The following is a 12,677-nucleotide window of genomic DNA, read 5'->3' on the forward strand; positions in this document are numbered from 1 at the left end:
ACGGAGCATCCCCTGATGAGCACTGAGCCCACCACCATCCGCTGGGAACAGGACGAGACCGGCGTCGTCACCCTCGTCCTCGACGACCCCAACCAGTCCGCGAATACGATGAACCAGGCGTTCCGCGCCTCCCTCGCCGCGATCACCGACCGCCTGGAAGCCGAGAAGGACTCGGTCCGGGGCGTCATCTTCACCTCCGCCAAGAAGACCTTCTTCGCAGGCGGTGACCTGCGCGACCTCATCCGGGTCACCCCCGAGACCGCCCAGGACCTCTTCGACGGCGGCCTCGCCATCAAGCGCGACCTGCGCCGCATCGAGACCCTGGGCAAGCCGGTCGTCGCCGCGATCAACGGCGCGGCCCTGGGCGGCGGCTTCGAGCTCGCCCTCGCCTGCCACCACCGGGTCGCCCTCGACACCTCCGGCACCAAGATCGGCTGCCCCGAGGTCACCCTCGGCCTGCTCCCCGGAGGCGGCGGAGTCGTCCGCACCGTACGGCTGCTGGGCATCGCCGACGCCCTGCTGAAGGTCCTCCTCCAGGGCACGCAGTACAACGCGACGCGCGCACAGGAGAACGGCCTCGTCCACGAGGTGGCCGCCACGCCCGAGGAGCTGCTCTCCAAGGCCCGCGCCTTCATCGACGCCAACCCCGAGTCCCAGCAGCCCTGGGACAAGCCGGGCTACCGCATCCCGGGCGGCACCCCGGCCAACCCGAAGTTCGCGGCCAACCTGCCCGCCTTCCCGGCCAGCCTGCGCAAGCAGACCAACGGCGCGCCCTACCCGGCCCCGCGCAACATCCTCGCGGCCGCCGTCGAGGGCTCCCAGGTCGACTTCGAGACGGCCCAGGTCATCGAGGCCCGCTACTTCGTCGAGCTGGCCGCGGGCCAGACCTCGAAGAACATGATCCAGGCCTTCTTCTTCGACCTCCAGGCCGTCAACTCCGGCGCCAACCGCCCCAAGGGCATCGAGCCGCGCCCGGTCCGCAAGGCCGCGGTTCTCGGCGCCGGGATGATGGGCGCGGGCATCGCCTACTCGTGCGCCCGCGCGGGCATCGACGTCGTCCTGAAGGACGTGACGGCGGAGGCCGCGGCCAAGGGCAAGGCGTACTCCGAGAAGCTCTGCGCCAAGGCCGTCTCCCGGGGACGTACGACCCAGGCGAAGGCCGACGCGCTGCTCGCCCGCATCACGCCCACCGCAGACCCGAACGACCTCGCGGGCTGCGACGCCGTCATCGAGGCCGTCTTCGAGGACACCGCGCTCAAGCACAAGGTGTTCCAGGAGATCCAGAGCATCGTCGAGCCCGACGCGCTGCTCTGCTCCAACACCTCGACGCTGCCCATCACCGCACTCGCCGAGGGCGTCGAGCGGCAGGACGACTTCATCGGGCTGCACTTCTTCTCGCCCGTCGACAAGATGCCGCTCGTCGAGATCATCAAGGGCGAGCGCACCGGCGACGAGGCACTGGCCCGCGCCTTCGACCTCGTACGGCAGATCAAGAAGACCCCGATCGTCGTCAACGACTCGCGCGGCTTCTTCACCTCCCGCGTCATCGGCCACTTCATCAACGAAGGCGTCGCGATGGTCGGCGAGGGCATCGAGCCCGCCTCCGTCGAGCAGGCCGCCGCCCAGGCCGGCTACCCGGCCAAGGTCCTCTCCCTCATGGACGAGCTGACGCTCACCCTGCCGCGCAAGATCCGCAAGGAGTCGAAGCAGGCCGTCGAGGAGGCCGGCGGCACCTGGGAGACCCACCCCGCCGAGGCCGTCATCGACCGCATGGTCGACGAGTTCGGGCGCCCCGGACGCAGCGGTGGCGCGGGCTTCTACGAGTACGGCGAGGACGGCAGGCGCGGCAAACTGTGGCCGGGGCTGCGCGAGCATTTCGGGGGTTCCGGGGGTCGCCCCCCGGGCAAGCACAGCACCAAGGCGGGGCACGAGATCCCGTTCGAGGACATGAAGGAGCGCATGCTCTTCTCCGAGGCGCTGGACACCGTCCGGCTCCTGGAGGAAGGCGTCCTGACCTCCGTCGCCGACGCCAACATCGGCTCCGTCTTCGGGATCGGCTTCCCCGGCTGGACCGGCGGTGTCCTGCAGTACATCAACGGCTACGAGGGCACGGACGGCACCGGACCGGCCGGGTTCGTGGCCCGCGCGCGGGAACTCGCCGAGCGCTACGGGGACCGCTTCCTCCCGCCCGCGCTGCTCGTCGAGAAGGCGGAGAAGGGCGAGCGGTTCACCGACGCGGCCTGACCCGGGAACGCGCCAAGGGGCGGTCGTCCGAAGCGTGTTGCAGGGTTCGGACCGTGCCTTGCCGGCGCGGTCCGAACGGCAGCACCGGGGTGACGTGTCGCTGAGTGGTATGAGGGACTTGCTCCACGGGGGCGGGCACCGGACGCTGACCGGCGAACCGGTACCCGTCCACACCGAGGAGCCCCCATGGGTCGCCGTCCCGCCCTCGCTCTGCTGGACATCCTGCGCGGCGAGGGCGTGGACCGCGTCTTCGGCAACCCCGGCACCACCGAACTGCCCTTCCTGGCCGCCCTCGCGGAGGCCGAGGACGCACCGGAGTACGTCCTCGGCATCCACGAGGGCGCCGTCGTCTCCATGGCCGACGGATACGCCCGCGCGACCGGGCGGCCCGCCTTCGTCAGCCTGCACATCGCCGCCGGGCTCGCGAACGGGCTCATCGGCCTGCTCAACGCCCGTCGCTCCCGCACCCCGTTGGTGGTGATGGCGGGCCAGCAGGACCGCCGCCATCTCCAGCAGGACCCGATGCTGTCGGGCGACCTCGTCGGACTGGCCCGCCCCGCCGTCAAGGCGGCCGTCGACGTCCAGCACGCCCGAGACCTGCCGCTCGCCGTGCGCCGCGCCTTCGCCCTCGCCGTGCGGCCGCCCGCCGGGCCGGTGTTCCTGTCCGTGCCGATGGACCTGCTCGCCGAGGACACCGAGGTCGAGGTCCCGCCCCGCACGCCGACTCCCCGGACGGGTCCCGCCGTCGGCCTCGACCGCGCCGCCGTGCTGCTCGGCGGCGCCGCCCGCCCCGCCGTCGTGGCCGGCGACGGGGTGGGCCGCGACGACGCCGTCGCGGCGCTCGTGCGCGTCGCCGAGGCCTGCGGCGCCCCCGTCCACCACCAGCCGATGGCCGACTGCCTCGACTTCCCGACCACGCACCCGCTGTACGCGGGCATGCTGCCCCCGCGCCACGAAGCCATCCGCGGGGCGCTCGCGCCGTACGACACCGTCCTGATCGCCGGAGCGCACGCGTTCACCCCGCACCACTACAGCACCGGCCCCGCGCTGCCGCCGGACATCGGCGTCGTCCAGCTCGACTCCGACCCGGACGAGGTCGGCCGCAACTTCACCGCCGACCTCGGGCTGGTCGGCGCCCTCGCCCCCTCCCTCGACCGGCTGGCCGACCTGCTGCGCGACCAGGTGCCCGCGCACACCGCCAAGGCCAGAGTGCTGCGCGCCGGTGAGCGGCACACGGCCGAACGGGGCCGCGCGGAGGCCGCCGCCCGCGCCGCGTACTCGTCGGCACCCCTCGCACCCTGGGCCGCCGCCCACGCCGTGGCGCACGGACTGCCGTCCGGCGCCGTGGTCGTCGAAGAGGCCATCACCGTAGGCCTGTTGCTGCGCAAGCTGATACGTCTGGACCGTCCCGGCAGCTACACCCACACCGTCGGCGGCGGGCTCGGCTGGGGGATCGGCGCCGCCGTCGGGCGGGCGCTCGCCGAGCCGGGGCGGCCGGTGGTCGCCGTACTCGGGGACGGCTGCGCCCTGTTCGGACTGCAAGGGCTGTGGAGCGCGGCACGGTCCGGGGTACCGGTGCTGTTCGTGGTGATGAGCAACGGCGCCTACCGCACCCTTCAGGACACCTACGAGGCGATGGGCGGCCGAGGTCCCTGTCCCGGGACGGAGCTCGGCGCACTCGACTTCACCCGGGCGGCGGGGTTCTTCGGGATCGACGCCGTCCGGGCCGACAGCGCCGACCACGTACGGGAGATCGTCGCGGGGGCGGGCGATCTGACGCGCCCGATGCTCATCGACGTGCCGTTGAGATAGTCGACGAAGAGCATGGACAAGCCTCCCAGGGAACGAAGTTGTCCACCCGGGTCCAATCGGCGAACCAGCGTGTCCGGGAGTGGGGAAGGACTCGGGCCTGCCCTCGTACGGCGGGAGGCCGATGCCTTCGGAGGCGGCGCGGGCGATTCACGGTGACCCGGACCTTGTCATCCGGCGCCGGGCGCCCGACGATCGGTCCATGACGGACGCGGCGGTCCCGAAGTCGGTGCTCGCCCGCGGTGCGGCGCTGCTGCGTGCCTGCGGAGAGTCGAAGGACGCACTGAGCCTCGCCGAACTGGCCCTGCGTACCGGGCTGCCCAAGCCGAGCGCGCACCGGCTGATCGGCGAGCTGGTCCGGCTGGGACTCCTCGAACGCACCTCCGAGGGCCGCTACCGCATCGGGCTCGCCCTCTTCGTCCTCGGCCAGTCGGCGCCGTCCGCCCGGGAGTTGCGGGACATCGCCCTGCCCTACCTCGGCGATCTGCACGAGGAGACCCACGAGAACGTGCATCTCGCCGTTCCCGACGGGCCCGACACCCTCTTCCTGGAGAAGGTCACCGGCCGCCGCGCCACCCCGATCGTCTCGCGCACCGGCGGCCGGCTGCCCGCACACTGCACGGCCACCGGCAAGATCTTCCTCGCCCATGCCCCCCGGCCACCGCACCGGTCCCTGCCCCGGCTGACCCCGCGCACCCTCGTCCTGCCCGGCCAGCTCGCCCGCGACCTCGCCGCGACGCGGGCCCGTGGCTACGGCGTCAACCTGGAGGAGGCCGAGATCGGTGTCTCGGCCGTCGCGGCCCCCGTCTACGAACAGGGCCCCGGGGGCCCGCGTCCGATCGCCGCGCTGTCCGTCACCGGCAGCACCCGCCGCCTGGACATGGACCGGGTCGGCGCACGGGTCTGCGCCGCGGCCCGCGCACTGACGCGCGCGCTGTCCGCGTGACCGCCGGGAGATCAGTGGTTCCGTCCCGCCCGTAACAGAGCGGCAGATCGCCGACGGGCAGATCGAACTCAGGCATGGCGAAGGCCGGTTCAAGGCCGGTTTCAGGTCGGTTGACGGCCGGAACGCTGACGGTTGAGGACGCTTCGGCCTCCGGCACCGACGACGAGCCGTCGGACCGCCCCCGTCACCTGGCCCAGCTCACCCCCGACTGCATCGCCACCGCCAGTGCGTGCTCCGTGAGTTGCTCGCCGTGCACCTCGCCCACGAGCCGCCCCCGCACGAACACCAGCACCCGGTCGCACAGCTCGGTCAGTTCCGCCGGATCGGTCGAGGCCGTCAGCACCGCCGCCCCCGAAGCGGCCAACTCACCGACGATCCGGTGCATTTCGGCGCGCACGCCGACGTCCACACCACGGGTCGGGTCATCCAGGACGACGATCCGCGGATCGGTGGCGAGCCACTTGGCGAAGACGACCTTCTGCTGATTGCCGCCGGACAGCCGGGCCACGATGTCGTCCGGAGCGCCACGCAGCCGCAACCGGCCGGTGAGATCCTCCGTACTCCGGATCAGCCTGGCGCGCGAGGGCAGCATTCCGCCGCGCCCCAGCGCCAGTCGGCTCACCGCGGTGGCGTTCTCCCAGACCGTGCGATCGGTCATCAGCCCATAGCGTTTGCGGTCGCTCGGCACGAAGGCCACCCCCGCGCGGACCGCCGCCCGCAGGGATCGCGGCAGCCCCTGCCCGCCCACATCGACGCGCCCCGCCGAGATCGCCGTACGCCCGCACACCACCTCAAGCGCGGTGAGATGACCCGCTCCCTGGAGCCCGGCCACCCCCACCACCTCGCCCGCCCGCACCGTGAACGTGACGTCGGTGAGCTGTCCCGGCACCCTCACCTGGGACAGCACCACAGGCGGCGGCCCGTCACCTACGCTGCGTGAACGGCGTACGGGTCCCGGCGGAGCGCCACCGAGCATGGCCGTCACCAGCTCCGGCACATCGACGTCGCCGCGGTCCGCCCCCGCCAGCGCGACCCGCCCGTCCCGCAGCACCGTGACGCGCTGCGCGAAGCGCATCACCTCCTCCAGGAAGTGGGTGACGTACAGGACGGCGATGCCCCGCGCGGTGAGGGCGCGCAGCACGCCCTCCAGACGGTGCACCGCGGCGGCGGGCAGCGCGGAAGTCGGTTCGTCGAGCACCAGCACCTGGGGGCGTCGCAGCAGCGCCCGCGCGATCTCGGTCAACTGCTGATCGGCAAGGGTGAGTTCGGCGAGGGGCGTGCCGGGGTCGACGTCGAGACCGAGCTCGGCGAGCACCGGCCGGGCCGCGCGGTCCATCGCGCCCCGGTCGAGCAGGCCGAACCGGCGTGGTGGGAGGTGGGGATAGAGGTTCTCGCGGACGGTCAGGTCGGGGAAGAGGCTCAACTCCTGCGACACGACGGCGATTCCACCCGACCGAGTCTCCCGAGCCGTTCGCACCGTGCCTTCGTCGGGCGCCACCGTGCCGGACAGGATGCCCACGAGTGTCGACTTGCCCGCGCCGTTCTCGCCGACCAGCGCGTGCACCTCTCCGCCGCGCAGGCTGATGCCCGCGCCGTCGAGGGCTCTGACCCCGCCGTAGGACTTGACCAGGTCGCACGCGACCAGCAGCTCGCCACCGTCCATGTCAGCGCGCGTCCTTCAGGGGCCTCAACTGGGACTTCTGGTCGCCCAGCAGCCTGTCGATCGTCGGCTTGTACCAGTCGTAGGCGGCCTTCGCGGTTTTCTGGCGCGCGATGATCTCGTCGATGTTGGACCGGTCGACCACTCCGCCGGGGGACAGGAACCAGCCCTTGAGGAGCTTGCCCTTGTGATCGCGGACCGCCTCGATCAGCATCGACGTGGACAGATAGCCCTTGAGGAAGTGCTGCGGGTCGATGGTGACGAAGTTCGAGCCGTCCTTCACGGCGTCGAGGGTCTTGGGGTCGACGTCGAAGCCCGCGGTGAGCCAGCTGCCGTGCTCGGCCTTCTTGATCTTCGCGAGGTTGTAGCTGTCGGCGTCGCCGACGCCGAGGAAGGCGAGCGCCTTGGGGTGCGCGTTGACCTGCGCCGACCAGGAACTGTAGTTCTGCCCGGGGTCGCTGTAGGTCTGGAACGGGCCGAGGATCTTGACGTTCGGGGCCTGCTTCCTGAACGTGTCGGCGATGCCCTTGGCCCGGTTGTCCAGCACCGGTGTCCCGGGGTTGGGCACCCCGATCACGATCTGGCCCCTGGGATCCGTGCCCAGCCGCTTGAGGGCTTCCTTCGCCATCAACTCGCCCAGCCCGTAGTTGTCGTTGCCCACGTAGAAGCCGACCTTGCTGCCGTCGGTCGGCGAGGTGTCCAGGGCGACGATCGGGATGCCCTGGTCCACGGCGCGCGCGGCGGGCCGGGTGAAGATCGGCGGGTCGAGGTTCTCCAGGACGATGCCGTCCTTGGCACGGGCGGTCAGGTTCTGGAAGAGCTGCACCTCGGCGGGCCCGTCCGTGTTGGGCGGTCCGACCGTCTTGAAGTTCACGTTGCCCTGGTGGCTCGCGGCGCTCTCCGCGCCGAGGACCATCTCATGGGCGAAGTTCAGGCTTATGTTGGCCACGGCGATACCCATGTCGAGCCGGCCGTTCTTGCCGTCGGAGCCGCTGCCGCCGCCACACCCCGCGACGGCGAGCAGGGCCAGCGCGGCGGGCACGGCGAGCAACATACGCGATCGGGGGTGCATCACGGCCTCCAAGCGGCTCCGGACGGGCTCTGAGGTCCGAAGGGGGAGGCCTTCGGACCGGGGGACTTCCAGCGGGGACTTCAGCGCCGTCGGCGACCGGTTCTGCGCAGCGCGCTGTCCGCCGCGACCGCGACGAGGATCACGCCACCGGTCGCGAACGACGTCCAGTTGATGGGTACTTCGAAGAAGACGAGTCCGGAGGCCACCACGGCCAGGATCATCGCCCCGGCCACCGCGCCGACCACCGAACCGCGCCCGCCGGCGAGCGGAGTGCCGCCGATGATGCATGCGGCGATGGCCTGCAACTCGTAACCCTGGCCGAGCGTCGGGTCGCCGGCCCCGTAGAACGCGAGCGCGAGCGCCGCCGCGCAGGCCGTGGTCAGACCGGACAGGGCGAGCGCCTGCACACGGGTGCGGACGACCGGGATACCGCTGAACTCGGCCGCGTCGGGGTTGGATCCGATCGCCCGAACCCGCGCCCCGTAGCGCGTCCGCGTCAGCACCACCGTCAGCACGACGACCACGGCGAGCAGGACCCACAGCGCGAACGGAACCCCCGCCGCGTCACCGCCCGCCAGCGTGAAGAACGAGTCGTCGAGCGGCAGATCGGTGATCTGCCTGCCGTCGGCGAGCGCGAGCCCGACCCCGCGGTACAGCATCAGCGTGCCGAGCGTCACGATGAACGAGGGCAGTGCGAGCAGCGTCGTGACCAGCGCGTTGAAGACGCCGAGGGCGATGCCGGTGGCCAGCATCACCGGGACCGCCAGCCAGGGAGGCGTACCGTCGCGCACCAGCAGCGCCCCGACGACCAGGCACATCGCGTAGGTGCCGCCCACCGACAGATCCACTTCCCGCATGGCGAGCGCGAAGACCATTCCGCAGGCCATCAGCGAGATGTAGACGGAGTTGTGCGCGGTGGTGAGCAGGTTGTCGCCGGCGAGGAAGTCCGGGTAAGGTATGCCGATTCCCGCGACCAGCAGTCCGAGCACGACGAGCACGCCCAGCTCGTCGCGGACCAGCCGGCGGGACAATATGCCCAACCGCCGCCGCTCGCCGCCCTGTTCGCGGGCGTGCTCGGCGTCGTCCACGGCACGCTCGGTCTCGGTCATCGGGCACGGCTCCGTACGTACGGCTGACGCTGGGCGGGTCGCCCCGCAGCGTGGGCCCGGCGAACGCCCGCGGCAACAGGGCCGTTCCGGCAAGTGGAATGCGCCTCTGCCCAGCACGGTTCGGGCACGGAGGGGGCGCTTCGGCCCGGCACGGTTCCGGCGAGTGGAACGCGCTCTTGCCCGGTGCCCGGCGGCTCCTCACACTCGGCGCATGGAGACACGTACCGCACTGGTGACCGGAGCGGCACAGGGCCTCGGGCAGGAGTTCGCCGTGGCGCTCGCCGGGCACGGCTACCGGGTCGCGGGCCTGGACCTGGTTCCGCAGCCCGAGACGGCGAAACGCGTACTGGACTATGTGGAGTTGATTGCCGACGTCACAGACGAGGCGCAGATCGCGTCGGCGCTGGAGCACGTCATCGAGCGGTTCGGGACCCTGCACGTGCTCGTCAACAATGCCGGTGTATACCCGGAGTCGGCCTTCGAGGACACCACGCCCGAGGAGTGGCGGCGGGTCATGCGTGTCAACCTGGAGGCGCCGTTCCTGATGGCCCGTGCCGTACTGCCGTATCTGAAGGCGGCGGGCTGGGGCCGGATCGTGAACATCACGTCCGCGGCCGTCCTCACGGCACCGCCCACGATGGTCGCGTACGTCTCCTCGAAGGCCGGACTGATCGGCCTCACGCGGACGTTGGCTTCGGCGCTCGGACCGTACGACATCACCGTCAACGCGATAGCGCCGAGCATGGTGCGCACCGCCACCGCCGAACGGACAGTCGGCGCGGACGGCGGCTTCGAGCGCGTCCGCGCCCAGCAGGCCGTGCCGCACACCCAGCGGCCGCGCGACCTCGTCTCCACCCTCCTCTACGTGGTCGACGAGGGCAGCGGGTTCCTGACCGGCCAGACCCTCAACGTGGCAGGCGGATCGGCCTACTTGTGAGCGCCGGTACCGTCGGGCGGGCCCGGCCGTGCCCCGGCCCCCGGCGGGAGAGCCGGCCCCGGATCAGGATTCCTTGAGCCACTCCCGCAGCTCGTCCTTCAACGAGCGCTGGAACGCGGTGAGAAGCGCCTGCACGACCAGCGGCTGCATGTGCGCCGACAGCGACTTCACCGCCGCCACGGACTCCCGTTCACCCACGGCGTCGCGCAGCAGGACGGACAGTTCGTGGGCCGCCGCGCGCGAGTGGTCCAGCAGGACCGTCCGCGCGGCGAGGATCGTCTCGTCCGCGATCGGTACGTCCAGGAGCTCCAGGCCGAGCTTCAGCAGCCCGGGGTCCAGCCGGACGGAGTCCCCTGTCCGCTCGATGACGCTCATCGCGGCGAGCCGCTCCAGGTCCGCGTCGCCGAGCGTGCGCCCGGCCCGGCGCTCCAGCTCCTCCCGGGTCACGTCCTCCATCGCGTCGGGCGCCCAGGAGGCCACCACGGCACGGTGGATGGCGAGGTCGTGCGCGCTCAGACCTGGCGGCAACTGCGTCAGATGCCGCTCGATCGCGGCCAGTGTCATGCCCTGGTGCTGCAACTCCTCGATGAGCGCGAGCCGGGCCAGATGCTCCTGGCTGTAGTGGCCCACGCGACGGGGGCCGATGACGGGCGGCGGCAGCAGGCCCCGGGCGCTGTAGAAGCGGACCGTACGGACCGTGACGCCCGCCCGCGCGGCCAGCTCGTCGACCGTGAGAGTCGGCTCCTCGGTGTCCGTCGTCATGCCAGGTCCTCGCCTCTCGCGTCGTGCGGCGCGCGCCCATGGCGACGGGTGGCGGCGCGGTGCAACAGTATTGCTGTCCCACCAGTGTTGTGAAAGCTTCCGCGCGACGGCGGTCCGGCCCGGCGAGGAACGGCTCGCGGGTCATCGGCACCCAGGACAGCGGCGGCGGCCGTTGTCGGTGGCGGCTTCTAGGGTGGTGTCATGTCGGAGATCACGTACACCCGGGGTGATGCCACCGTTCCGTCGGTCAAGGGCGTCAAGGTGATCGCGCACGTCTGCAATGACATCGGGGGCTGGGGAAAGGGTTGGCAACTGCTGCCCTTTGACTGCGCGTGAGGGTGTTCTGGCGTGCATGGGTGAGTGTCGACGACGTTCATCCGCATAAGGGCGCAAGTAGGAACGAGTGTTCTTGTCTCGAAAGGGTGACCTTTGCGGATGGTGGTCGTTGGGTGGGGTGAGGGGATGTTCGCGGGGTGTTCGGGTCGGGGGTGAGCGGGTTGGGTGGTGCGGGCGGGTTGCGGGTGGTGGGGGCGTCGTTCGTGGTGCCCGGTCCGTCGGGTGTGGCGGTCCGGGACCGGCTCAAGGCCCTGACGGTCGGGGACGAGACGGTGCTGCGGCTGGTCGGTGACCATCTGGGTTCGCTGGCATCGGGGGACCTGAAGGCGCGGTGTGCGGCCGGTCTGGAGCACGACAACGAGGCGTGGGCGTCGCGCAAGCGGGTGCTGACCGGGCTGTCGTCGTCGCGGTGGGCGGGAGCGTTGACGAAGGCCACGCATGACCTGTGGGCGCTGGCCCGGCGCGGCCAGGCCGCGCACATCCGGCAGCTCGAGGCCGGGGTGAACACGATCCGGCACCGGCTGTCATTGCCGCTCGGGGAGAAGGGTTCGAAGCGGGCGGCTGGTGGTTATCGCAGTCGGCGGGAGTGGCATGCCAAGACGCGTCGGCTGCGGGTGTTGGAGGACCGGCTGGCTGCCGCCAGGGCCGACTGGGCGGCCGGGCGGGTGCGGGTGGTGCGGGGCGGAAAACGGCTGCTGAACACCCGCCACCACCTGGAAGAGGCCCAGCTCACCGAGCCGGAATGGCGAGCCCGGTGGGAAGCGTCGCGCCGTTTCCTGCGGGCGGACGGCGAGAGCGGGAAGCGGTACGGCAACGAGACCATCCGCATCAGCCCCGACGGGCAGGTGAGCATCAGGCTCCCGGCCCCGCTCGCCCACCTCGCCAACGCCCCGCACGGCCGTTACGTCCTCACCGCCCGCGTCGCATTCGCGCACCGGGGCGAAATGTGGCGGGATCGGGTCGGGGCGAACCGGGCGGTGGCCTACCGCATCCACGAAGACGTCCAGCGCAACCGCTGGTACCTGACCGCCTCCTGGACCATCCCACCCGCCCCCATCGTGCCCCTGACCGCCATCCGGGCCGGTGGCCTGATCGGTGTGGACACCAATGCCGATCACCTGGCGGCCTGGCGGCTGGATGTGCACGGCAATCCGGTCGGCGTCCCGCGTCGCTTCGACTACGACCTGTCCGGCACCACGCAGCACCGCGACGCCCAGGTACGCCACGCGCTGACCCGCCTGCTGCACTGGGCCACCCGCCACCGCCTGGCGATCGCCGTCGAGGACCTCGACTTCACCGCCGAGACCAGCCGGGAGAAACACGGCCGCCACAAGAAGTTCCGCCAGCTGATCTCCGGCATGCCCGTCGCCCGGCTCCGCGCCCGCCTGGTGTCGATGGCCACCGAACTCGGCATCCCGCTGGTCGCGGTCGACCCCGCCTACACCTCGAAGTGGGGCGCCCAGCACTGGCAAAAACCCCTCACCACCAGCAGACGCACCACCACCCGGCACGATGCAGCCAGCATCGCGATCGGAAGGCGCGCCCTGGGGCATCCGATCCGGCGACGGACGGCACCGCCCCGTACCCACCAGAGCGATGGGTACGGGCATCGGACCGTCCAGGCCCGACCGGCCACCCCGGGACGTGAGGAAACCCGCCCCCGCATCCCCGGACCACGGACACGATCCGTGCCGCCCGGACGCGGAGCGAACGCGGGCAACCAGAACGCCCAACACCGTCCGGGGCGTTCGGCCGAGCACGAGTCCTGGCAACAGGACCCACTACCGCTCAGTCTCTAGGAA

The 12,677-nt window shown here is 71.5% G+C and carries 9 protein-coding genes and 1 pseudogene; 6 read left to right on the forward strand and 4 right to left on the reverse strand.

Features of this window, described 5'->3' with window-relative positions:
* Positions 1–15 precede the first annotated feature (15 nt).
* The 3 genes from N4G66_RS35275 (at position 16) to N4G66_RS35285 (ending at position 4,999) form a co-directional block, all read left to right on the forward strand.
* Complete coding sequence (locus tag N4G66_RS35275; protein WP_261708372.1) at positions 16–2,244, forward strand: 3-hydroxyacyl-CoA dehydrogenase NAD-binding domain-containing protein; 2,229 nt, start codon at positions 16–18, stop codon at positions 2,242–2,244.
* A 186-nt stretch (positions 2,245–2,430) separates the two neighbouring features.
* Positions 2,431–4,056, forward strand: coding sequence for a thiamine pyrophosphate-binding protein (locus N4G66_RS35280; protein ID WP_261708373.1), 1,626 nt, complete (start codon positions 2,431–2,433; stop codon positions 4,054–4,056).
* Between the two features lie 199 nt (positions 4,057–4,255).
* Positions 4,256–4,999, forward strand: a complete 744-nt coding sequence (locus tag N4G66_RS35285) for an IclR family transcriptional regulator (RefSeq protein WP_261708374.1) — start codon at positions 4,256–4,258, stop codon at positions 4,997–4,999.
* A 184-nt stretch (positions 5,000–5,183) separates the two neighbouring features.
* Here N4G66_RS35285 and N4G66_RS35290 read toward each other — a convergent pair whose 3' ends face one another.
* The 3 genes from N4G66_RS35290 to N4G66_RS35300 all read right to left on the reverse strand — a co-directional run bounded on the left by N4G66_RS35290 (position 5,184) and on the right by N4G66_RS35300 (position 8,840).
* Positions 5,184–6,662, reverse strand: a complete 1,479-nt coding sequence (locus N4G66_RS35290; protein ID WP_261708375.1) for a sugar ABC transporter ATP-binding protein — start codon at positions 6,660–6,662, stop codon at positions 5,184–5,186.
* 1 nt (position 6,663) lies between these two features.
* Positions 6,664–7,701, reverse strand: a complete 1,038-nt coding sequence (locus N4G66_RS35295; RefSeq protein ID WP_261708376.1) for a sugar ABC transporter substrate-binding protein — start codon at positions 7,699–7,701, stop codon at positions 6,664–6,666.
* A 110-nt stretch (positions 7,702–7,811) separates the two neighbouring features.
* Positions 7,812–8,840, reverse strand: a complete 1,029-nt coding sequence (locus N4G66_RS35300) for an ABC transporter permease (protein ID WP_261708377.1) — start codon at positions 8,838–8,840, stop codon at positions 7,812–7,814.
* A 211-nt stretch (positions 8,841–9,051) separates the two neighbouring features.
* On the opposite strand from N4G66_RS35300, the gene N4G66_RS35305 reads away from it, so the two are divergent.
* Complete coding sequence (locus N4G66_RS35305; RefSeq protein WP_261708378.1) at positions 9,052–9,777, forward strand: SDR family NAD(P)-dependent oxidoreductase; 726 nt, start codon at positions 9,052–9,054, stop codon at positions 9,775–9,777.
* 63 nt (positions 9,778–9,840) lie between these two features.
* Here N4G66_RS35305 and N4G66_RS35310 read toward each other — a convergent pair whose 3' ends face one another.
* The gene (locus tag N4G66_RS35310) at positions 9,841–10,539 is read right to left on the reverse strand and encodes a MerR family transcriptional regulator (protein ID WP_261708379.1); all 699 of its coding nucleotides are present in this window, start codon (positions 10,537–10,539) and stop codon (positions 9,841–9,843) included.
* 201 nt (positions 10,540–10,740) lie between these two features.
* Between N4G66_RS35310 and N4G66_RS35315 the strand changes: the two are divergent.
* Together N4G66_RS35315 and N4G66_RS35320 are read left to right on the forward strand one after the other, a co-directional pair.
* Positions 10,741–10,854 (forward strand): annotated as a pseudogene (locus tag N4G66_RS35315) (Appr-1-p processing protein); the annotation flags it as partial.
* 173 nt (positions 10,855–11,027) lie between these two features.
* On the forward strand, positions 11,028–12,674 hold the full coding sequence (locus N4G66_RS35320) for a transposase (protein WP_261708380.1): 1,647 nt from the start codon (positions 11,028–11,030) through the stop codon (positions 12,672–12,674).
* Positions 12,675–12,677 lie beyond the last annotated feature (3 nt).

It is taken from the genome of Streptomyces rhizosphaerihabitans (assembly GCF_025399795.1).
Classification (GTDB): domain Bacteria; phylum Actinomycetota; class Actinomycetes; order Streptomycetales; family Streptomycetaceae; genus Streptomyces; species Streptomyces rhizosphaerihabitans.

Excerpts from the sequence above, each read along its gene's own strand:
- N4G66_RS35275 (WP_261708372.1), top strand. The coding sequence starts at position 16 with ATGAGCACTGAGCCCACCACCATCCGCTGGGAACAGGACGAGACCGGC.
- N4G66_RS35280 (WP_261708373.1), top strand. The coding sequence starts at position 2,431 with ATGGGTCGCCGTCCCGCCCTCGCTCTGCTGGACATCCTGCGCGGCGAG.
- N4G66_RS35285 (WP_261708374.1), top strand. The coding sequence starts at position 4,256 with ATGACGGACGCGGCGGTCCCGAAGTCGGTGCTCGCCCGCGGTGCGGCG.
- N4G66_RS35290 (WP_261708375.1), bottom strand. The coding sequence starts at position 6,662 with ATGGACGGTGGCGAGCTGCTGGTCGCGTGCGACCTGGTCAAGTCCTAC.
- N4G66_RS35300 (WP_261708377.1), bottom strand. The coding sequence starts at position 8,840 with ATGACCGAGACCGAGCGTGCCGTGGACGACGCCGAGCACGCCCGCGAA.
- N4G66_RS35305 (WP_261708378.1), top strand. The coding sequence starts at position 9,052 with ATGGAGACACGTACCGCACTGGTGACCGGAGCGGCACAGGGCCTCGGG.
- N4G66_RS35310 (WP_261708379.1), bottom strand. The coding sequence starts at position 10,539 with ATGACGACGGACACCGAGGAGCCGACTCTCACGGTCGACGAGCTGGCC.